The organism is Streptomyces sp. NPDC005863, from assembly GCF_042871345.1.
Taxonomy (GTDB): domain Bacteria; phylum Actinomycetota; class Actinomycetes; order Streptomycetales; family Streptomycetaceae; genus Streptomyces.
The window spans coordinates 202,716-223,731 of the sequence record NZ_JBIAII010000008.1 but is presented as its reverse complement, the minus strand read 5'-3'; the positions used below and the strand labels follow the sequence as shown (position 1 = coordinate 223,731).

Below are 21,016 nucleotides of genomic sequence, written 5' to 3'. Positions count from 1 at the left end.
GCGGGAGGTCACCGCGACCGGACCGCCGCGACCGGCTACCGCGACTGGAAGGACTGCGAGCTGGTCTTCACGGACTTCAGGCCCATCTCGGCGACCGTGAGCCCGGTCTTGCCCGCGTCCAGGACCTCCTTGCCCGTCCCGGTCGGGTCGGACAGGGCCTCGCCGACGACCCGGCCCATGTGGCGGTTGCCCTCGTCGGCCACGGCGGCCTGGGCGGGGGCGGCGGTGGCGACGGCGGCGGCAGCGGCGGCGACGAAGGAGAGGGAGGCGAGCATGCGCGTGGAGTTGTTCATGGTCTCTCAAACGGTCGAACGGCCCGTGAGGGTGCGCCGCCGCCCTCAGGAATCCGGGCAATTCCACCGTCCGAGCGATCTGTGCCGTTCCCCCGTTCTCCGCCCCCGTCTGTGAAGGTGGGGACCCGAGAATGTCCGTTTTGAGGTGAAAGGAACGCCATCGTGGGGCTGCACAAGGTGTCCGCCGGGACCCGTCAGGCGTACGACGACGTCTACAGCACGCCGATCAGCGCGCGCCGGCTGCCCGCCCACCGGATCCCGGAGCACAGCTCCGACCCGCGCGCGGTCGCCGCGATGGTCGGCGACGAGCTGGCCCTCGACGGCAACTCCTCGCAGAACCTCGCCACGTTCTGCACGACCTGGGCGGAGCCCGAGGTGCACCACCTCATGGACCTGTGCCTGGACAAGAACATGGTCGACAAGGACGAGTACCCGCAGACCGCCGAGATCGAGTCCCGGTGCGTGCACATGCTCGCCGACCTGTGGAACGCCCCGGACGGGGACACCACGATGGGCTGCTCCACCACCGGCTCCAGCGAGGCGGGCATGCTCGGCGGGCTCGCCCTCAAGTGGCGCTGGCGCGAGGCGCGCAGGGCGGCGGGCAAGCCGGCCGACCGGCCCAACCTCGTCTGCGGCCCGGTGCAGGTCTGCTGGGAGAAGTTCGCCCGCTACTTCGACGTGGAGCTGCGCCAGGTCCCGCTGGAGCCGGGCGCCACCGGGCTGCGCCCGCACCAGCTGCGCGAGTACGTCGACGAGAACACCATCGGCGTCGTGGCGATCCTCGGCGTGACCTTCACCTGCGACTACGAGCCCGTCGCGGAGATCGCCGCCGAGCTCGACGCGATCCAGGCGGAGACCGGCCTCGACGTGCCGGTCCACGTGGACGCGGCCAGCGGCGGCTTCGTCGCGCCCTTCCTCCAGCCGGACCTCGTCTGGGACTTCCGGGTGGCGCGGGTCGTCTCCATCAACTCATCGGGCCACAAGTACGGGATGGCGCCGCTCGGGGTCGGCTGGATCGTCTGGCGCACGGCGGACCACCTCCCCGAGGACCTGGTCTTCCGCGTCGACTACCTCGGCGGCGACATGCCGACCTTCGCCCTCAACTTCTCCCGGCCCGGCGGCGAGATCGTCGCGCAGTACTACACGCTGCTGCGGCTCGGCCACGAGGGCTACCGCAAGGTGTACGAGGCGTGCGCGGCCAGCGCGCGGGCGCTGGCCGACGAGGTGGCGGACATGGGCCCGTTCACCCTGCTCTACGACGGCCGCGGGGCGCTGCCCGCCGTCTCCTGGACGCTCACCGGCGGGACCTCCCCGTCCGGGTTCACGCTGTACGACCTGACCGAGCAGCTGCGGACGCGGGGCTGGCAGGTCCCGGCGTACCCGCTGCCGCCGGAGCGCCACGAGACCGTGATCCAGCGGGTGCTGGTCCGGCACGGCATCGGGCACGACAAGATCATGCTGCTCGCCGAGGACCTGCGGGCGGCGGTGGAACGGCTGTCCGGCGGGTCGACGGGGGCGCCGGAGACGTCGGGGTTCCACCACTGAGGCGGGCGGGACCGGGGCCGTCGCGGCCGGCGTCGTTCAGAAGTGCATCATCGACATCAGCTCCGGGCTGCGCATCCCGGCCCGCACCTCCGGCAGCCGCTGTCCGGGCCGCATCCAGCCGGCCCGTTCGGCCGCGGCGACGGCGGCCGCCTCGGCCTCGTCCGCGGCGGCGTTCAGCGCGGGGTCGGTGCCGAGGGCGCCCCGGCCCGCCGCGGCCGCCGCGGCCTGCGAGGCCCGGAGCGCCGCCCGGCAGGCGGCGACGGCGTCCTCGCCGTCCCCGTCGTGCGCCTGCCCCATCTGGGCGGCCTGCGCGGCGGAGGCCGCCGCGTTGCGCGCGCAGCGGGAGTCCGCCGCCGGGTCGGGGGCGGACTCGGCGAGCACGGCGAGGGCCTGGACGGAGACACGGGCGGCGTGTTCGGCCTTCCAGAGGGTGTTGTCGCGGGGCGGCTCGCCCTGGGGTCGGTCGGTGTCGGCGGCGGCGTCGGGCGTGTGCGGGTGGCGCTCGATGTGGTGGAAGACGGCCGCCGCGCGGGACGCGGCGCGGGTGGCGCGCGCGGCGTGGCAGGACCGGAGGGCCTCCCCGGTTTCGGCCTCGGGTTCCGCTGTGCCGGGCGTGGGCTCGCTCATGGCCGTCTCCTCGTCTGCGGCGGGACGCCGGGTCCCGGACGTCGGGCAGGGTGACATGTCCGGCGTCAACAGACCAGACGTACGAGGGGACTTGGGGCCGATGGAGGGCGGGCTCGGCGTCACGGCCGGGGGCCGGCGCCCTCGCCCTCATCCGCGCTCTCCGCGCTCTCCCCGTCCCCGGCCGCCGGCGCCCGCTCCCGTGGCGGCAGCAGCAGGTCCCGCTCGGGGTGCTTCTCGCCCCGGACGCTGCCCTGGATCCCGAGGTCCTGCCGGGCCGCCTCGTGGAAGGCGTTGATGGCCCGGAACGCGGCGCGGTTGCGCTCCCGCCACGCGGCGAGGGTGCCGCCGATCCGGCCGGTCGCCTGCCAGTCGATCTCGGCGACCAGGGCGTTCAGGTCGTGGCCCGCCTCGATGGCGTCGTCGCCGCCGAGCAGCATGACCCGCTCGAAGGCGCTGCCCCAGGCCCGTCCGGCGTCGGCCAGTTCCTCGCGTAGTTCGTGTTCGGTCCGCTCGCTCTCGCGCAGGCCCTCCCGGACCTCGTAGACGCGTACGGCAAGCGCGATCCGGGTCTTCGTCGCGTCCACGTAGTCGCCGTACGCGTCGACCTTCTTGCTGTCCCAGCGGGTCAGCAACTGGTGCCGGTTCCGGCTGCGTTCCATCAGGTGGTTGGTGCCGTGCGTGGTCAGCGCGCCGAGCAACACCGCGCTGACCGTGACCAGTTGCTCCCCGATGCCCAACCTGCCGCCCGCCCCCGTCGTAGCGCCCACGATGCCCGGACGATCCTACGAGGTCGTGACTCCGTACCTCCGTGACTCCGTGACTCCGTGAGTCCGCGAGGTCAGAGGAAGAGCCCCAACGCGTCGTCCACCGACCACGTCTGCCAGCTGATGGCGAAGAAGCCGACCAGCGAGACCAGCGCCATCGTGAAGTTCTGTCCCTGCTCGGCCCAGTCGTGGATCATCAGGACCAGGTAGACCAGATTGAGGACGAGTCCGGCGAGCAGGGCGACCGGGGTGAGGAAGCCGGCGATCAGGCCGAGTCCCAGGGCCAGTTCGGCGTAGGCGACGACGTACGCCATCAGGCGCGGCCTCGGTTTCACCACGGTGTCGAACCCCGCGCGCACGAAGGACCACCGGTGCTTCTCGGCGATGCCCGCCGCCCAGCCGATGCCGCCGCCCTTGAACCATTCCTTCTTGTCCTTGTGGCGCCAGCTCTCCAGCCACCACAGGCCGAGCCCGATCCGGAGCACGGCCAGCCACTCGGCTCCGCTGAGCCAGATCGTCTGCATCGAGCGCCCTCCCACTGCCGCAAGCTGACGGGGCGTCAGTTCAGCGGATCGGGCGGCAACGCGCAAGGGGTCGAGTTGCGGGCGTGCGCTTGCCGTCGCCAGGGGGACGTCATAACCTCCATCTGATGGATCGTCAGATTTGGGTCGAGGAAACCGGCAGGCAGTAGGGGGCACAACAGTGGTCAGCAGCGAGGTCGGCAGCAAGGAACTCCCCCGGGTCATCAGCGTGGACGACCACGTGATCGAGCCCGCGCACCTCTTCGAGACGTGGCTCCCCGCCAAGTACCGCGACCGGGGACCGAAGCCCTTCACCGCGGGCATCGGCGAGCTGGAGTACATCGGCGGCAAGTACCGGTTCACGACGGACCCGGCCGGCCAGATCACCGACTGGTGGGAGTACGAGGGCGGCATCTTCCCGTACAAGCGCATCATCGCCGCCGTCGGCTTCTCGCGGGACGAGATGACGCTGGACGGCATCACCCGCGAGCAGATGCGGCGCGGCTGCTGGGACCCGAAGGCGCGGCTCGCGGACATGGACGTCAACCACGTCGAGGCGTCGCTGTGCTTCCCGACCTTCCCCCGGTTCTGCGGGCAGACCTTCTCCGAGGCCAAGGACAAGGAGGTCGGCCTCGCCTGCGTCCGGGCGTACAACGACTGGATGGTCGAGGAGTGGTGCGGCGACAGCGGCGGGCGGCTGATCCCGCTCTGCCTGATCCCGCTCTGGGACGTCGACCTCGCCGTCGCCGAGATCAGGCGGAACGCCGCCCGCGGGGTGCGCGCCGTCACCTTCAGCGAGATCCCCACCCATCTGGGGCTGCCGTCCATCCACTGCGGTTACTGGGACCCGTTCTTCGCGGCGTGCGAGGAGACCGGGACCGTCGTGAACATGCACATCGGCTCCTCCTCGCAGATGCCGGCCGCGTCCCCGGACGCGCCGCCCGCCGTGCAGGCCTCGCTCTCCTTCAACAACGCGATGGCCTCGATGATGGACTTCCTCTTCAGCGGCGTCCTGGTGAAGTTCCCCCGGCTCAAACTCGCTTACAGCGAGGGGCAGATGGGCTGGATCCCGTACGCCCTGGAGCGGGCCGACGACGTGTGGGAGGAGCACCGCGCGTGGGGCGGGGTGAAGGACCTGATCCCCGAGCCCCCCTCGACGTACTACTACCGGCAGATCTTCTGCTGCTTCTTCCGCGACAAGCACGGCATCGAGGCGATCGAGACCGTGGGCGTCGACAACGCCACCTTCGAGACCGACTATCCGCACGTCGACTCGACCTGGCCGCACACCAAGAAGGTGGCCGAGGAACACGTCGGGCACCTCCCCGAGGACATCGCGTACAAGCTGTTGCGCGGCAACGCGATCCGCATGCTGGACCTGCCGTTCGACCGGGCCGGCAGGTAGCCGCCCGGCGGCCGGCGCCCACCGCCGGGCCGATACGGTTCGTCCGACCCCCACGAAAGAGGAGATCGGATGAGCAGCCCCCTTTCGGAGACGCTGGTCACGCTCGGCCGCGGGTACGTGCGTGACGCGCCCGGCGATCTCGGCAAGGCCGCGCTGGCCGCCCGGTTCCTGAACCCGCGCCTGCGGGAGAGCCCGCGCCGCCGCGTCGTCACCGACCGGCACGGCCTGCGGTTCGCGGTCGACACCCAGGACCTCATCCAGCGCTACGTCTACCTCTTCGGCGCCTGGGAGCCGCACATGACGCGGTGGCTGCGCGGGCGGCTCGGCGCCGGGGACGTGTTCGTCGACGTCGGCTCGAACGTCGGGTACTTCGCGGTGCTCGGCTCCCGGCTCGTCGGCGCCGGGGGGCGGGTCGTGGCGATCGAGGCCTCGCCCGTATTCCACGAACGGGTGCTCCTGCACGCGGAGTTGAACGGGTGCGGCAACATCCGCGCGGTCAACGCCGCGGTGTCGGACGCGCACAGGACGCTCACGTTCATCCTCGCCAGCTCGAACAACATGGGTGCCAACAGCATCGTCCCGTACGACGGGCCCGCCGAGTCCACCTTCGACGCGGAGGCGGCCCCGCTGCCCGAACTGCTGCGCCCCGACGAGCTCGCCGGGGCCCGGGTGATCAAGATCGACGTGGAGGGCGCGGAGGGCGGCGTCATCAGGGGCCTCGCACCGGCCCTGGACCGCCTCCGCCCCGACGTCGAGATCGCGGTCGAGGTGACACCGGACCGGATGGCCCAACTGGGCGACTCGGCGGACGAGTTGATGACGACGATGCGGGAGGCGGGTTTCCATCCGTACCGCCTGGTCAACGAGTACGCCGCCGACAGCTACCCGGGGGCGATCCGGCGACCGATGCCGCCGGTGCGGTGGCGCGAACCGGTGGTCGGGGAGACGGAGTTGGTGTTCTCTCGGACCGACGCGGAGACGCTGGACTGAGGGGCCCGGGGACGGCTCCTTCCTCAGTCGCTCCCCGTCGGGAAACGCCACGCGAACCCCGCCAGCGCCCTGGCCCGCGTCTCCACCACCGCCATGCGTGCCGCCCGCTCGCCCGCGTCGACGTGCGCGCTCTGGCCCGTCGCCTGGCCCTCCCACTTGCGGTAGAGCAGGCCCACCTCGGACGAGAACCAGCCCCGGGACACGGCGTCGAGCGCCAGCAGCAGCCCCGTGTCCTCCGAGGCGGGAAGGGCCATCCAGCCGCCCAGGGCGACGAGCAGGTCGCGGCGGACGAAGAGCGTGGCCGGGTGGACCGGCGCGCGGTAGTCGTGCGCCGCCCAGGAGGCGAGCACCGTGCCGCGCTCCAGCGGGCCGTGCTCCGGGTCGCCGGGGAAACCTGCGGTCGAGCCGTCGGGCAGCAGGTCGAGCACGCGCGAGGTCGCCCAGCCGACGTCCGGGTGCTCCTCCAGCGCCGCGAGGTCGCGGGCCAGCGCGCCGGGGGTGAGTTGGTCGTCGGCGTCCAGGATCCTCACGTACGGGCCATCGGCGTGCGCGAGGGCGATGGTGCGGGCCACACCGGGGCCGCCGGGCCTGCCCTGCCGGAAGGTCACCCGCGGGTCGTCCGGCACGTGCGGCGCGACCCGGTCGGTGTGGCCGTCCTCCTGGATCAGCCAGTGCCACTCCCAGCCCTCGGGGAGCTCCTGCTCGCACAGCGACTTGTACGCGTCCGGCAGGAAGGCGGCCGAGGGGGCGTGGACGGCAGTGACGATGATGACGCGCCGGCGCACGGCACTCACCACCTTTCCAGTGGAGTGACGAAGACGGCTTCCGTGCGGTCGCCGGGCAGGGTGACGTCGGAGATCTCGACGACGCGTCCCGCCGTGTCGTACGACGTCTTGCGGAGCAGCAGGACGGAGGTGCCCGGGGGCAGTTCGAGCTCCGCGGCCTCCTCCGGGGTCGGCGGGCGGGCGGTGAGGCGTTCCTCGACGCGGTCCAGCTCGATGCCGACGGTGCTGAGCTGGTTCTGGGTGCCGCCGGGCCACGGCTCCCTGGTCTCGTCGAGGAGGTCGGCGTTGCCCGCCACCAGGTCGCGGACCAGGTAGGAGGTGGCCAGGTTGAAGGGGGCGCTCTCGACGGTGTGCCGGGTCCGGTAGGAGCGGGCGATCAGGGGCGTGCCCTTAGGGAGACCGAAGGCGGCCGCGAGGTCCGCGTCCGCGGGGATCTCGCGGTACTCGGCGTGGAAGACGAGGTCCTGCAGTTCGAGCCCGGTGTCGCGCTCGGTGGCGCCGGTGCGCGCCCGGTTCCGTACCGGCTGGTGCACCCGGTTCTTCTCCCACTGGTGACGGGAGTTGTCGCGGACCACCTTGGTGCGGGGCCTGCGGACGAAGTTGCCGCGGCCGTGCTCCTTCTCGATCAGGCCCTCCTCGCGCAGCAGCCGCAGGGCGTCGCGGAGCGTCGGCACGCTGCGCCCGTACCGTTCGGCGAGCGCCGTCTCGGCGGGCAGCCGCTCGCCGGGGCGGAGCCGGCCGCTGCGGATGGAGCGGCGGAGGTCGTCCGCGATCTGCTCGTAGGCCTTGGGGATCGCGCTCACCATCCGTCGTCGGTGCTTTTCCGCCGTGCGGCGGAGCCGGCGGAACTCACCCTACGACTCCTCAAGAGGAGTTGACGAGCGGGTGGACCCGCACTTCGTGAGAGCGACCATGGCGCATACGCAATGGCCGAAAGTTTCCCTACACACCCATCTCGTGTCCCGAAACCGGCCGGGCCCGATCGCCGAAAAGCGGTGTGCGCACATGAAAGGGCCCGATCGCTGGCGACGGGGGATGCACCAGCGATCGGGCTCTATAAGGAAGAGTAACAAGGCTCAATGCGCAGCGGGAGTCAACTCCGGGACCGAGTTATGGAGTTGTGATCGGGATCACGCGAAAAGCGGGGCCGCTGGAGGGCGCGTTACGTGTCGCACGGCGGATCGTACGAGAGGCGCGGAAGATACTCGTCCCACTTATCCCGCGTCAGAACACCCCGCGTGGTCGAACAAATGCGGTCGACGGCGTCCTCGGTGTCCAGGTCCCAGAGCCGGACGGTGTCCGTGCCGCTCGACACCCCCAGCATGTGGCTCACCGGGTTGAACGTGAGGAAGCTGCCCGTCTTGGCGTTGGGACTCATCGACTGGCCGATCGCGGAGGCCTCGAAGGGGTCGGCGACGTCCCAGAGCCGGACGGTGTTGTCGTTGCCGCCGGTCGCGAGGGTGCGCCCGTCCTCGCTGAACGTCAGCGACACGACCGCGTCGGTGTGCCCCGTCAGGGCGGCGGCCCGCCGCGGCGCCGACGGATCGGAGACGTCCCAGAGCCGGACCGTGCCGTCGTCACTCGCGCTGGCCAGCGCGTGGCCGTCCGGGCTGTAGGCGACCCGGTTGACCGGCCCCCGATGGCCGGTGAGGGGCGCGCCGCGACGGGTGACGCGGCGCGGGTCGGTCACGTTCCACAGCCGTACGGTGCCGTCCGCGCTGCCACTGGCGAGGGTCTGCCCGTCCTTGCTGAAGGCGAGCGAGTTGATGTACCCCTGATGGCCGGTGAGCGGCCGGCCGAGGCGGCGCAGGCGCTCCGGCGAGGTGACGTCCCACAGCTGGATGGTGCGGTCGGTGTCGGCGGACGCGAGGGTGCGCCCGTCCGGGCTGAAGGCCAGCGCGGCCGCGAACCGGGTGCGCAGGGTGACGGGCGGCCCGAACGGAACCGGATGCTTCGGATCCGCGACGTTCCACAGCTGCACCGCACGGTTGCCGGTGAGGACCGCGAGGACGCGGCCGTCGGGGGAGAACACCGGCGAGCGCAGATCGCCCTTGCCGGGCCGGAACGGCTTGCCCAGCGGCTCGACCCGGTCGGGGCGCGCCACGTCCCACAGCCGGATCTTCTCGTCGCTCGCCGCCGTGGCGAGCACCTTGCCGTCGGGACGGAACGCCCCGACCCGGCCGAGCATGTCCGACGGCGGGATCGACCACAGCCGCACCTTGTTGTCGCCGCTCCCGGTCGCGAGCGTCCGGCCGTCGGGGCTGAAGCCGAGGGAGTACATCTCGCCGCTGCTGCCCGCGAGCGGCTCGCCGACCTGCGACGGGCGCGCCGGGTCGCGGACGTTCCACAGGCTGGCCGTGCTGTCGGCGCTGGCGGCCGCGAGCATGCTGCCGTCCGCGTTGAAGGCCACCGACCACATCGGTCCCGTATGGCCCGTGAGCGGGGTGCCGAGCGCGTGCGCCCGGCGCGGTCGCGCGACGTCCCAGAGCCGGATCGTGTTGTCGACGCCGCCGCTGGCGAGGGTGGCGCCGTCGGGGCTGAAGGCCACGGAGTGCACCGTGCCCGCGTGGCCCCGCAGCACCCTCTCGATCGGCTTCGGGCGGCGTGGATCGGCCGTGTCCCACAGCCGGATCGTGCCGTCGTCCCCGCCGGCCGCGAGCGTGCGCCCGTCGGGCGCGAACGCCACGGACCGCACGGCGGCGGTGTGGCCGGACAGCGTGGCGACGGACTTCGGCGCGGCGGGCCGGTCCAGGTCCCACAGCCGTACGGCGTGGTCCTCGTTGGCGGAGGCCAGATAGCGGCCGTCCGGACTGAAGGCGAGCAGATAGATCGTGCCGCCGTGGCCGGGCACGGGGCCGCCGATCGGCCGCGGATGGCGGGGGTCCCGCACGTCCCAGAGCCGGACCGTGCCGTCGTCGCTCGCGCTGGCCAGCATCGTGCCGTCCGGGCTGAACACCGCGGTGCTGACCCAGCTCGTGTGGCCGGTCAGGGGCTTGCCGAGCTGTTTGGGGCGGGTACGGTCCGACACGTCCCAGAGCCGGACGGTCCTGTCGTAGCTCGCGGTGGCGAGGACCTTGCCGTTCTTGCTGAACGACGTCAGGTAGACGGCGCCCTTGTGGCCGAGGAGCGGTGTGGCGAGGGGCGCGTTGACGATGGATATCAACCGGTTCCGCGTCGCCTCGTCGCCCGGCCGCAACCGGTGCGCCACCAGGTCGAGCTGGGCCGACAGCGACGAGTCGGTGTGCTGCGCGCGGTCGGCCTCCGCGACCACCTGCTGGAACACGGCGTCGTCGCGCTGCTGCCGGGCCACCACCGCCGAGACGACGGCGACCATCGCGAGGACGACCAGGGCCGCGACCGCGCCGCGGGCGATCCAGACCGTACGCCGGCGCAGCCGCGCGGAGGCGGCCAGGAACTCCATGGCGTTCCGGGTCAGGAAGGTGTCCCCGGCGCTCTTCGCCCAGGCGCGGGCCTGTTCGAGGCGGGAGCCACGGTAGAGCAGCGACGAGTCGCGGTCGGACTCCTCCCAGGACTTGCCGTCCTCCTCAAGGCGCTGGCGCAGGAGGTGGTCGTTGCGGTCCTCGTCGATCCAGTCGCGCAGCCGCGGCCAGGCGTGCAGCAGCGCCTCGTGGGTGATCTCCACGGTCTCCGCGTCGAGGGTCACGAGCCGGGCGCGCACCAGCGCCTCCAGGGACTCCTCGGTCTTGTGCGGGTCGGTCGACTCCTCCGCCAACTGGCGCCGCGTGCCCCGCCGGCGGGTGGCCTGGGTGTCCTCGCCGAGCCGCACCAGGCGCAGGAGCAGCAGCCGCGCGGCGGTACGGGCGGCCGGGTCGAGGCCGGACCAGGCCCGCTCCGCGGTGGCCGCGACGGCGCCCTGGATGCCGCCGGCGGCGCGGTAGCCGGCCAGCGTGAGGCGGCCCGTCTTGCGCCGCTGCCAGGTGGCGAGCAGGGCGTGGGACAGGAGCGGCAGGACGCCCGCGTCGTGGGCGCCGCGGGGCCCGTCCGTACTCACCTCACGGACGATCAGCTCGGCGAGGCCCGGTTCGAGTTCAAGGCCGACGGCCTTGGCGGGACCGGTCACCGCCTTGCGCAGTTCGGCGCTGGTCAGCGGCCCGAGCACCATGTGCCGGTGCTGCAGGGCGTCGGCGAGCTCGGGGTAGCCGAGGCACTCCTCGTAGAAGTCGGCGCGGATGCCGAGGACGACGAGGGCGGGTTGGGGGGTGGGGGTGGCCGGCGTCTCCGGGGAGGCGGGTGTTCCTGGAGAGGCGGGGGAGGCGGGGGAGCAGGCGGCGTGCAGGAGTTGGACGAAGACGTGCCGGTCCGCCTCATCCGGACAAAGGGTGAATGTCTCCTCGAACTGGTCGACGATGACCACGGGGCGGGTGTGACCGCGGGCGTGGCCGTCCCCGGTCCGTACGGCCCAGGCGGCGAAGGCGTCGCGTACTGCTTGCGTGAAGTGGGGCGAGCCGGAGCCGCCGTCCGCCGGCGCCGCGGCCACCGCGGGCGCGAGCTCCGGTATCTGACGGATCAGCTCCCCGAGCGGATCGCTGCCCGGCACGAGTTGCAGGACAGGACCGGTGCCCCGGCCGCCCTCCTCGTCCAGCGCGCCGTTCTGCAGGGTGGGGACGAGCCCGGCGTTGAGGAGGGAGGACTTCCCCGCGCCCGACGCGCCCACGAGCATGACCAGGCCGCCCGACTCCTCCGCGGCGCGGAGCTGGGCCACGAGGGCCTCCGTGCTCCGCTCCCGGCCGAAGAACCACTGGGCGTCCTGCTCCCGGTACGAGGCGAGGCCCCGGTACGGGCACACGCTGGGGACGGCTGCCGCGTCGGCGGACTCGTCCTCGTCGCTCCCCGGCGCGCGGTCGCCGACCGGGTCGGCCACCGCGCTCTCCCACAGCCGGTGCCACTGGGTCATGTCGTACAGACCCGTCGAGACGGGCGTGGGCCGCTCGCGCCGCGCCTCGGGGATCAGGACATGCAGCACCGCGGCGAGGGCGGCGAACTGGGCCGGCACGTTCTTGGCCCGCCGCCAGTCGCTGATCCGCTGGGCGGACACCCGTACGGGACGCCCGCGTTCGTCGACGCGCTGAAGCCGTACGACCGCTTCGGCCACGCGCTTGAGGGGCGGGTTGCCGGCCTCCTTGTACAGCAGCGCGAGACGCTCCGCGAAGCTCGTGCGTGCCCCTGAGTCGGAACTCAAGGCCTCCACCCCTTACTTCCGCCGCGCCTGGACATCCGGACCGGAAAACTCACTTTATACGGCTGACCTGCGGCGAAGGGGTCCGGATGGGACCGGAACCTCCTCTCGGAGAGCCGTAACTGGCAGGATTTCGTCGCAGTAGCGAACCAACCACGCAGCGTCCGGGCAGGTCATCGGCTCAGGACTCACAGCGGCGGCGCGCGCCACCGATCGTTCTGAGCCCGGCTTGCCTCTGAGGCACGACGGACGCGTCGCGGAGAACGCGGATCCCGATTTTCCCCGATCCGCGCCGATACGCCGTCGAACGGCGGTCGGCGTTGTACGCGTCGATCGGTGCCGGTCCCCACGAGGGGAGGGACCGGCACCGATACGACGCACCCCACCTTCCCGGGACATCCGGACGACCCGGGAGATCTGGACGACCGGGAGATCCGGTCGACCCGGGGCATCCGAACAGCAGCGAGGGCCCGACCGGCGCGTACCGGTCGGGCCCTCGCTGTCTGTTCAGGCGGGACGGATCCTTCAGGCGGGGACGGACGCCTCGGAGATGGACGCCTCGGAGATGGACGCCTCGGAGATGGGCGGCGCGCCCAGCAGCGCGGAGGCGTGCTGCAGGGGGCTGAGGCGGGACGTGCCCGCGCCCGTACCCGTACCGGTGGGCGTGCCCGTACCCGTATCCGTGCCCCCGGTGGAGCCCGCCGGGTGCGTACGGCAGGTGAAGCCGAGCTGGGTCATGGCGCGGACGACCTCACCGGCGCTGAAGTCACGACGGTCCTGTCGGGTGACGACCTGGCCGACCTGCTTCACCGGGTAGTGGCGGCGCCCGATGATGACGGACTCACCGGTGACCGGCTCGGGCTTGACGCCCTTCATCGTTTCCAGCACGCCGCTCTTGGTCAGGTCGAACGGGAAGCGGGCGATGACACAACGCATGGGACCTCACAGAGGAAGGGGCGGTGAGACGGGGGGTGGGGCCTGCGGGTGTCACGGCCGAGCGCCGACGGGGTTCGGAACCGGCGCCGGGACCGGGGCGTCGTCGTACACCCCGCTGCGGGATCCTATGTCCCGCAGCCGGATCCGGTCCGTATACCCGGAGCCGTCGCGGACGGCGGCCAGCCGGGCGCGGGTGACGAAGCCGGTGCGCCGGCTGTCCGCGTCACAGACGAGCAGATGCCCGACGCGGGCGCCGGCCATGACGGTCAGCGCCACCTCGACCGTCATGTCGTCCCATACCTGCGGCGCGGTCTCCTCGGCGGAGTCGTCCACGGCGGAGTCGTCCACGGCGACCGTCTGAACCAGCGTCAAAGGAACCTCCTGCAGAGATGGATCGGCTGACCGGTGGCCGGTGGCCGGTGGCCGGTGGCCAGTGACCGGTGGCCAGTGACCGGTGGCCGGTGACTAGGCGGCGGACGACGCGGAGGACGCCGACGCGGAGGACCCCGACGCGGCGGGGAAGCGGCGCCCGGCCGACGCGGGGCGGCGACGGCCTCGGGAGGTGCCGGTCCGCTTGGGCCGCTCGCTCACCGGCGCGGTGATGACCACCGGGACGCCGGAGGGCGCCTGGGCGCCGGTGATGCGGTGCAGCTCGGCCTCGCCGGAGCGGACCTGGGTGACCTGCGGCCGGATCCCGGCGTCCGCCATGAGGCGCACCATGCCCCGGCGCTGCTGGGGGGTGACCAGGGTGACGACGCTGCCGGACTCGCCGGCGCGGGCGGTACGGCCGCCGCGGTGCAGGTAGTCCTTGTGGTCGGTGGGCGGGTCGACGTTGACGACGAGGTCGAGGTTGTCGACGTGGATGCCGCGGGCGGCGACGTTCGTGGCGACGAGCACGGTGACGTGCCCCGTCTTGAACTGCGTCAGCGTGCGGGTGCGCTGCGGCTGGGACTTGCCGCCGTGCAGGGCCGCGGCGCGTACTCCGCTGTTGAGCAGGTCCTGGGTCAGCCGGTCGACGGCGTGCTTGGTGTCCAGGAACATGATCACGCGGCCGTCGCGGGCGGCGATCTCGGTGGTGGTCGCGTACTTGTCGGTGCCGTGCACGTGCAGCACGTGGTGCTCCATCGTCGTGACGGCGCCGGCCGACGGGTCCACGGAGTGGACGACGGGGTCGCTCAGGTAACGGCGCACCAGGAGGTCGACGTTCCGGTCCAGCGTGGCGGAGAACAGCATGCGCTGCCCCTCGGGCTTGACCTGGTCGAGGAGGGCGGTGACCTGCGGCATGAAGCCCATGTCGGCCATCTGGTCGGCCTCGTCGAGGACGGTGATGCCCACCTGGTCGAGTCCGCAGTCGCCGCGGTCGATGAGGTCCTTGAGACGTCCCGGCGTGGCCACGACGATCTCGGCGCCGCCGCGCAGCGCGCCGGCCTGACGCCCGATCGACATCCCGCCCACGACCGTGACCAGCCGCAGCCGGACGGAACGGGCGTACGGGGTGAGGGCGTCCGTCACCTGCTGGGCGAGCTCGCGGGTGGGGACGAGGACGAGCCCCAGCGGCCGACGGGCCTCGGCGCGCTGCCCGGCCAGACGGGAGAGCAGGGCGAGCCCGAAGGCGAGCGTCTTGCCGGACCCGGTACGGCCACGCCCGAGGACGTCGCGGCCGGCGAGGGAGTTGGGCAGCGTGGCCGCCTGGATCGGAAACGGCACGGTGACGCCCTGCCGGCTGAGCTCGGCCAGCAGCGGCGCGGCCATGTCCAGCTCGGCGAAGCTCTCCACGGCGGGGAGCGCGGGGGTGATGGTGGTGGGGAGCGCGAACTCGCCCTGCGGCCCGGAGGACCGACGACCGTAACCGCCGGAACGCGGGGCTCCACCGGAGCGAGGGGCTCCACCAGAACGGGGGGCTCCACCGAAGCGGGGGGTCCCGCCGGAGCGTCCGCCGCCACCGGAGCGGCGCGGGGCGGACGACGAACGATCATTTGTACGCATGCGGTTCATTCGGGAACCTTCCTTGATGCGGCACATATCAAGGAATTCCCGCGTACCGCTCGCCGATAAGCCGATGAGGCCGGTGAACGCGCAGAGAACGACAAGTATGAACCGATGACGAGAAGCGGCGAATCAGGAGAACTGAAAGAGAAAGTCAGATCTCAGCCGCGGAAACAAAAAGAAGCAAGAAGACGCAGGGTGAAGCGGGGGGCGCGGGGGGCGCAGGGAGAAGCGCAAGCCCCGACGCAAATGCATGCAGCTGGGGCCCGCACCCCGAAGGATGCGGGCCCCAGCTGCAAGTGCGCGTGACGATCAGGCGGGAACGATGTTCTCGGCCGTCGGGCCCTTCTGGCCCTGCGCGATGTCGAAGGTCACCTTCTGGCCCTCGAGCAGCTCACGGAAGCCCTGGGCGGCGATGTTCGAGTAGTGGGCGAACACGTCGGGGCCGCCACCGTCCTGCTCGATGAAGCCGAAGCCCTTTTCCGAGTTGAACCACTTCACGGTGCCGTTAGCCATGTCTATCTCCTTTGGGGCAGTACATCGGGCCCGCGTCCTGCGGAGCCCGTGTCGCCGCGATGATTACCCCGCCCGGAAATGACCGGTAATAAAAAAGCGCTCCGGCCTGATGTAGGGCCAGGAGCACTTGAAGTTTCGGGAACCACAACTGCAACTAAGACGACAGTAGCACGCCGGGGCGGCCGGTGCGCGCGGAATATTTCCGCGCAACCCATTACCGTGAAATCCCTCCAGGCGCCCTTACCCAAACTCTCCCTCCGCGGACACAGAATTTCATTCCCGGCCGTTCGCACAATGATCGCCGAGCCCGTGATCCGAACTCCCCCCTGGGCGGCTGCCCCCTGGACGGCGGCCCATGGCGCCGAACGAGTGGACTCCATGACGCGGGGACGGACAGCCGGGCGCCCCTCGCGGGGCGAGGTGGTGATGTTCGAGACGTCCGCCCCCCTTTGGAAGTGTCTGGAAGAGGCGCCCCGAATGAGACGTTCCACCCCTCGCCGCACCCTGTGCGCGGCCCTGCTCGCCGCGTCCCTGTGGGCGCCGGCCACAGTCCACCCCGCCGCGGCAGACCAACGGCCGACCGCAGCCCACCCCAACCGGGGGGCCCTCTCCGACCGGGGGGCCCTCTCCGACCGGGGGGCTCACCCCGACCGGGGCGAATGCCCGAACGGCGGCCTGGGCCGCAAGCTCACGTCCCGCCTCGACAAGACCATGGACGACGTCGGAAGGAAGGCGAAGATCCCCGGGGCGGTCGTCGGCCTGTGGATGCCGGGCAAGGGCTGCTACGTCCGGTCCATGGGCGTCGCCGACACCAGGACCGGCGAGCCGATGCGCGCCGACTCCTACGTCCGGATCGGCAGCGAGACCAAGACGTTCACCGTCACCGCGCTGCTCGAACTCGTGGACGAGGGCCGGATCAAGCTGGACGACCCGATCTCGACGTACGTCAAGGGCGTGCCCAACGGCCGCCGTATCACGCTGCGCCACCTCGCGGAGATGCGCAGCGGGCTGTTCCCGTACACGGAGGACGCGGACTTCATCCACGACCTGCTGAGCGACCCGTACCGCACGTTCACGCCGCGCCAGTCCCTCGCGTACGGCTACAAGCACCGCAACACCTCCGCCCCGGGCAAGACGTTCCAGTACTCCAACTCCAACCTCGTCCTGCTGGGCCTGGTGATCGAAAAGGTGACCGGCCGCCCGCTCGCCGACGTCATCCACCACCGCGTACTGCGCCCGGCCCACCTGCGCCACACGCTGTTCCCGCAGGGCAACGAGTTCCCCGACCCGCACCCGCGCGGTTACACCGACCAGACCCCGAGCGGCGAGATCGCGGACGCGACGAACTGGAACCCCAGCTGGGGCTGGGCGGCCGGGGCGATGATCTCGAACCTGCACGACCTGCGGCACTGGGCGAAATCCGTCGCCACAGGGCAACTGCTGAGCTCCGCAACCCAGAAGCAACGCATGAAGACCCTGCCGACGGGCTTCCCCGGCACCACCTACGGCCTGGGCATCCTCAAGACCAACGGCTGGATCGGCCACAACGGCTCCATCCCCGGCTACGAGACGGTGACGGTCTACCTCCCCGCCCAGAAGGCCACCCTGGTCGTCATGATGAACACGGACATCCTGAGCGCAGCCCAGGAACCCTCAACGTTGCTGGCCCGCGCGATCACGGCGGTGGCCACCCCGAAACACATCTACGACGGCTCAGCGACGGCCCCCAAGCCGACGAACTAACCACCCCACCGCGAGACTGCCGACGGCCGAACTCCTCCGCCCCGTCCCCGGAAACGCTTCAGGGCCACCGACTCACGCGAGTCGGTGGCCCTGAAGCGTTACTTAGCCGTCGGGATTTGAACCCACGACCTCTTCGTCCCGAATGAGGTTCGGGTGCTGGTCTCGCCAGCGCGGATGATGTTTTACCTGGTCAGCGCGTTGGTTTGCCGTGGCCTCGGGTGGTCTTGAAGGGGCTCGGGGAGCGGATCGGCTCCCCGATGGCTCCCAAATGGCCTTGGCTAATCGTCTTTGGGTCCGTCCTCCCCGCCGTGTCAGCGGAGACCATCGGCGGCCACCAGTTCAACCCCCTTGCCACTTCACTCGCGATCGGGGCCAACGGCTGCGAGGTCACTGGCGGCTCTTCGCTGGCTGGGGACAGCCGAAGGGCTGGGCGGCGCATCTGGAAGTGAAACCGGACGTGCCCTGGTCAGACCGATCAGCGCGATTGCCGTAGCAACCAGGACAACAGCAGCGAGTGTCCCTCCGGGAGCCGTCGCCCACGCAGGGACACTCGAGCTCGGCGGGCCCTCCGAGGTCAGTGCAGGAAGGCAGGCCAGGAACCCTGCGCCGGCAACCCAGCGTCGCCGAACCCGATAGCCGGAACCTGCTGCGCCAGCAAGGATGGCGAGAATCATGGCGGCAAGCATGGGCGCACCAGGCGATCCGACGTTCCAAGCTGGCTGGAACTTGGACAGTAGGCTCAGCCCCAGCGCCCCGAAGAAGGCGAACACGGCGCCGATGGCCAGCGCCATCGTCGTAGCGATTCTGCCATCGGGGACCACGATCCTTACTGGCGGCGTTGGCCGCGGCTCGCCGCGCAGTTCGGAGTCGAGCATGGCAACCAGTTCTCGATGACTCCTGCGACCTCGCCAGGTGAATACGGCGCTGAGGACGAGTGTTGCCACCACCAGCGGTTGCCAGTTTCCAACAACCGCCTCGACGATCGTCGCACCGTGAGCAATACGAGGGAGCAGGGTGGCGGATGCCACCCACAGCATGAGCACCCCTTGGAAGCAGCGCCGCCGATCATGTTGTTTCCGCAAGGCTCGTTCGTAGCGGGCGACCGTTTCCATCCACCGCTTTGCGCCGAAGCTGCGGGATGAAGATTCGATGTCAGTAAGCAGGCCGGCTGCCAGACGGCGCGGTAGTAACCCATTGCTGTCGAAGTACTTTGTGTGATCGCCCAGCGGATGACCGAGGACGGGTGCGGCTTCCCGCTCCACGCCCTGCGGGAGAGTTGGCAGCAGCATCCTCCCAACCATGTCGTGATGGCTGCTGTACTCCTCCCACTTCAGCTGCTTTGTCCCCTTGGTCGGCGGCAGGGCGAAGATCGACTTCGCGTTGGGGCGGATACGGAACCTGATGATCAGGCCGCACGTAAGGCTCAGTGTCGCGCTCACCGTGATGGCGACCCACCGTTCCCAAGACATGTCGCCCACGAGCAGGAGGCCGGACTGCATCCGCTCCATCGACTCGACTACGCCGTGCAACATATCGGTGCTGAACTGGGGGGACTGTGCGCCCAGCGGCACCGCCATGGAAGAAACAAGCACTTTCACCTGCATCAGCATGCTCGCCGCAATCTCTGAATTACTCGGCTCGATGAGCGGCGAAGCCCCCCAAGCCAGACAGAGGGACGCGACGGGCAGCATCCATGCCACGGCGCAGACGAGCGGCCGCTTGATCTGCTGGAGAAGCCAGATGGGTTTGAGGCCGGACCCGACGCCCACCAGCCGAATCACTTTCGACTGATTACGGCCCCCGTCGCGGGCCATGAGCTGGTGGGCCAGAAAGCCTCCCTGTGAATGAGCGATGATCACGACCTTGTCGCAATGCGCCCGCATCCAGCGCAACCGCTCCTCTAGGAAGGCGAGTAGCTTCTCTCGCTCCTGACTCCGCGCAACAGCAGTAATGACGTGGTCTCCGACGTTCAGTCGCGTGCTCAGCAGAACGATTAGAACGGCTGCACAGCTGACGGTCCACCAGGTGTGCTCCAACAGCAGTGCCGTAAACGCCGCCAGGAGTACGACCAGAGTCAGGAACCGCCACCCTATGCGGGCAATGTGGCGAAAATCTGGACTGAAAAGGAAGGCGCCAGGCCGCAGCCCCTCGAGAAGGGAGCGCGCCAAGGTCCTCTTTGGCGAAGGCTCAGTCGGCGCCCAGAAGTTGCGGTCGCGGCGGTCTGGTCCGATCAGCAGCAGTGCTGCAGGCAGGCTCAGCAAAACGTAGCCGATGGTCAGCAACCAGCGGAGATACCACGGGGGCCGGCGGAAACGGTCCGCCCATACTGCCTCCGCAATGAGCACTGTTCCCCTCTCCTGCCCGGGACCGGTGATACCGACAGTTGCGTGGGCAGGGGTACCCAGGGGCCACTCGGCAGAGCTCTCCCTGCACTCCGGAGTCTCAGTCCAGGTGACTGAAGACCCGCCGTGGGCCTTCTCGATCGGATCCACGATGCCCCGGCCCATGAGGTGCAGGACGGAACGGTCGGAGCCGATGCGCCGATGCTGGTTGCCGACCCCATGGATGACGAGGTAACCGACGCGGGGCTCGTCCACGCTTCGGCTGGGCCGCCTAGGTCTCGGTGGAGCCTTCGTCCGCCCCGTCCTACTTGCACCATTCCGACTGTGACGCCGTTGTGTCCGCTTCACTCTTGGCTCCTCGCCTTTCATGCCCGACAGGAGCGATCATGGGGCACGTTGACAACCACCCGCATCCGTACAGATACTCAAAGTGACTTTTGGTGCTGGATCGGTGGGGGAGAGCAGCGGAGCCCGGTGTCAGGAAGGTGTTGCGGCCCGACGGCCGAACCGATGTCACAGTGGGCGGACGAGAGTTGAGCTTGTCGCCATTGACTCCTCCTGCTCTGAGATTGCGCGGTGCAAGCATGAGTTCTGAGGGGCTCAAGATGGCCTACGGTCGATGCCTGATCGGCCGCCGTTCAAAAAAGAAGCTTTGCGACCCGCGGCGCAAGCGGCGGATGACATACCCCGAGGCTGCCCGAGAATTGCGCGTCAGCGAGAACTGGCTGCGGGCCCACATCATGGAGCTGCCGCACGGGAAGATCGGCAAGTTTGTATACTTTACCGAAAATGATCTCGAATGTATCGATGAGATGTTCCATCGCGAGCCGATTGTGCAGTCGGCACGGCCGGTAACGCGACATCCACTCGCGGAACTGAAGCCCAGCTCACGATCGCGCCCCGGGGCGAGCCCCAGTTCGTGAGCGCGGTCTGCTCCATGGCCAGCTACGCGCTGGTGGTCGGCGACGGACGCCAACGGTGCAGCTAGGCAGGGAAGACCTGCAGGTCGTGCATCGGAATCTGCCTACTTTTCCTCTCATTCACAAGTGGATCTTCACGGGGCTTTGGTCTGCCTTAGCTGAGCATATTTCGGCCATTCCTCCGCTTACTACGGCCCGTTGTGCTCAATGTCGCTTTTGCGGTCTGGTGGTCTCCGCCGTTCGCCGTGAAGATGCCCGCCGTAAGTGAGAACGGGGGAACGTATGGGAGCTGCCTGGGGCACCAAGGCCCGGGAGAGGAAGAGGCACGGGGGGTGGGGCGCCGACCAATGGCCGGGTATCCCAACGCAACGGGCACCGCACCGAGCTGATACCCCTCGGCCTGCTGAGGTCGAACCGACTGCCACCGAGGTGACGAGGCTTCTGTG

Annotated in this window: 17 protein-coding genes; 5 read left to right on the top strand and 12 right to left on the bottom strand. The window is 70.3% G+C overall.

The window, feature by feature from the left end:
- Positions 1-35: 35 nt before the first annotated feature.
- A complete protein-coding gene (locus ACFYO9_RS26855) occupies positions 36-293 on the bottom strand; it encodes a hypothetical protein (protein ID WP_358777254.1) in 258 nt (85 codons plus the stop codon).
- A gap of 162 nt (positions 294-455) precedes the next feature.
- Between ACFYO9_RS26855 and ACFYO9_RS26850 the strand changes: the two genes are divergently transcribed.
- Positions 456-1,838, top strand: coding sequence for a glutamate decarboxylase (locus ACFYO9_RS26850; RefSeq protein ID WP_358777255.1), 1,383 nt, complete (start codon positions 456-458; stop codon positions 1,836-1,838).
- 36 nt (positions 1,839-1,874) lie between these two features.
- Here the strand turns inward: ACFYO9_RS26850 and ACFYO9_RS26845 are convergent, their stop codons facing one another.
- From ACFYO9_RS26845 to ACFYO9_RS26835, 3 genes are all read right to left on the bottom strand, one after another.
- Positions 1,875-2,465, bottom strand: a complete 591-nt coding sequence (locus ACFYO9_RS26845; protein WP_358777256.1) for a hypothetical protein — start codon at positions 2,463-2,465, stop codon at positions 1,875-1,877.
- 119 nt (positions 2,466-2,584) lie between these two features.
- On the bottom strand, positions 2,585-3,202 hold the full coding sequence (locus ACFYO9_RS26840) for a hypothetical protein (RefSeq protein WP_355811384.1): 618 nt from the start codon (positions 3,200-3,202) through the stop codon (positions 2,585-2,587).
- A gap of 101 nt (positions 3,203-3,303) precedes the next feature.
- Complete coding sequence (locus ACFYO9_RS26835; RefSeq protein ID WP_358777257.1) at positions 3,304-3,753, bottom strand: DoxX family membrane protein; 450 nt, start codon at positions 3,751-3,753, stop codon at positions 3,304-3,306.
- 178 nt (positions 3,754-3,931) lie between these two features.
- Between ACFYO9_RS26835 and ACFYO9_RS26830 the strand changes: the two genes are divergently transcribed.
- Positions 3,932-5,155: an amidohydrolase family protein gene (locus ACFYO9_RS26830; protein ID WP_358777258.1), complete on the top strand. Its 1,224-nt coding sequence runs from the start codon at positions 3,932-3,934 to the stop codon at positions 5,153-5,155.
- Positions 5,156-5,224: 69 nt separating this feature from the next.
- Complete coding sequence (locus tag ACFYO9_RS26825) at positions 5,225-6,145, top strand: FkbM family methyltransferase (RefSeq protein ID WP_358777259.1); 921 nt, start codon at positions 5,225-5,227, stop codon at positions 6,143-6,145.
- A 23-nt stretch (positions 6,146-6,168) separates the two neighbouring features.
- Here the strand turns inward: ACFYO9_RS26825 and ACFYO9_RS26820 are convergent, their stop codons facing one another.
- The 7 genes from ACFYO9_RS26820 to ACFYO9_RS26790 form a co-directional block, all read right to left on the bottom strand.
- The gene (locus ACFYO9_RS26820; RefSeq protein ID WP_358777260.1) at positions 6,169-6,930 is read right to left on the bottom strand and encodes a glycosyltransferase; all 762 of its coding nucleotides are present in this window, start codon (positions 6,928-6,930) and stop codon (positions 6,169-6,171) included.
- Positions 6,931-6,935: 5 nt separating this feature from the next.
- Positions 6,936-7,724: a GntR family transcriptional regulator gene (locus ACFYO9_RS26815; protein WP_358777305.1), complete on the bottom strand. Its 789-nt coding sequence runs from the start codon at positions 7,722-7,724 to the stop codon at positions 6,936-6,938.
- Positions 7,725-8,092: 368 nt separating this feature from the next.
- On the bottom strand, positions 8,093-12,139 hold the full coding sequence (locus ACFYO9_RS26810) for a hypothetical protein (protein WP_358777261.1): 4,047 nt from the start codon (positions 12,137-12,139) through the stop codon (positions 8,093-8,095).
- A gap of 513 nt (positions 12,140-12,652) precedes the next feature.
- Positions 12,653-13,063, bottom strand: coding sequence for an SCO5918 family protein (locus ACFYO9_RS26805; protein WP_358777262.1), 411 nt, complete (start codon positions 13,061-13,063; stop codon positions 12,653-12,655).
- 51 nt (positions 13,064-13,114) lie between these two features.
- The gene (locus tag ACFYO9_RS26800; protein ID WP_388666633.1) at positions 13,115-13,435 is read right to left on the bottom strand and encodes a CBS domain-containing protein; all 321 of its coding nucleotides are present in this window, start codon (positions 13,433-13,435) and stop codon (positions 13,115-13,117) included.
- Positions 13,436-13,528: 93 nt separating this feature from the next.
- On the bottom strand, positions 13,529-15,058 hold the full coding sequence (locus tag ACFYO9_RS26795) for a DEAD/DEAH box helicase (protein ID WP_358777263.1): 1,530 nt from the start codon (positions 15,056-15,058) through the stop codon (positions 13,529-13,531).
- 303 nt (positions 15,059-15,361) lie between these two features.
- Positions 15,362-15,565, bottom strand: a complete 204-nt coding sequence (locus tag ACFYO9_RS26790; RefSeq protein ID WP_355810863.1) for a cold-shock protein — start codon at positions 15,563-15,565, stop codon at positions 15,362-15,364.
- A gap of 477 nt (positions 15,566-16,042) precedes the next feature.
- Between ACFYO9_RS26790 and ACFYO9_RS26785 the strand changes: the two genes are divergently transcribed.
- Positions 16,043-17,308 (top strand): serine hydrolase domain-containing protein, encoded by a 1,266-nt coding sequence (locus ACFYO9_RS26785; RefSeq protein WP_358777264.1) that lies wholly within the window; start codon positions 16,043-16,045, stop codon positions 17,306-17,308.
- A gap of 356 nt (positions 17,309-17,664) precedes the next feature.
- Here ACFYO9_RS26785 and ACFYO9_RS26780 read toward each other — a convergent pair whose 3' ends face one another.
- Positions 17,665-19,590 carry a hypothetical protein gene (locus ACFYO9_RS26780; RefSeq protein ID WP_358777265.1) on the bottom strand — a complete coding sequence of 642 codons (1,926 nt, stop codon included), beginning with the start codon at positions 19,588-19,590 and terminating at the stop codon, positions 17,665-17,667.
- Between the two features lie 644 nt (positions 19,591-20,234).
- Between ACFYO9_RS26780 and ACFYO9_RS26775 the strand changes: the two genes are divergently transcribed.
- The gene (locus tag ACFYO9_RS26775) at positions 20,235-20,573 is read left to right on the top strand and encodes a helix-turn-helix domain-containing protein (RefSeq protein WP_141721929.1); all 339 of its coding nucleotides are present in this window, start codon (positions 20,235-20,237) and stop codon (positions 20,571-20,573) included.
- Positions 20,574-21,016 lie beyond the last annotated feature (443 nt).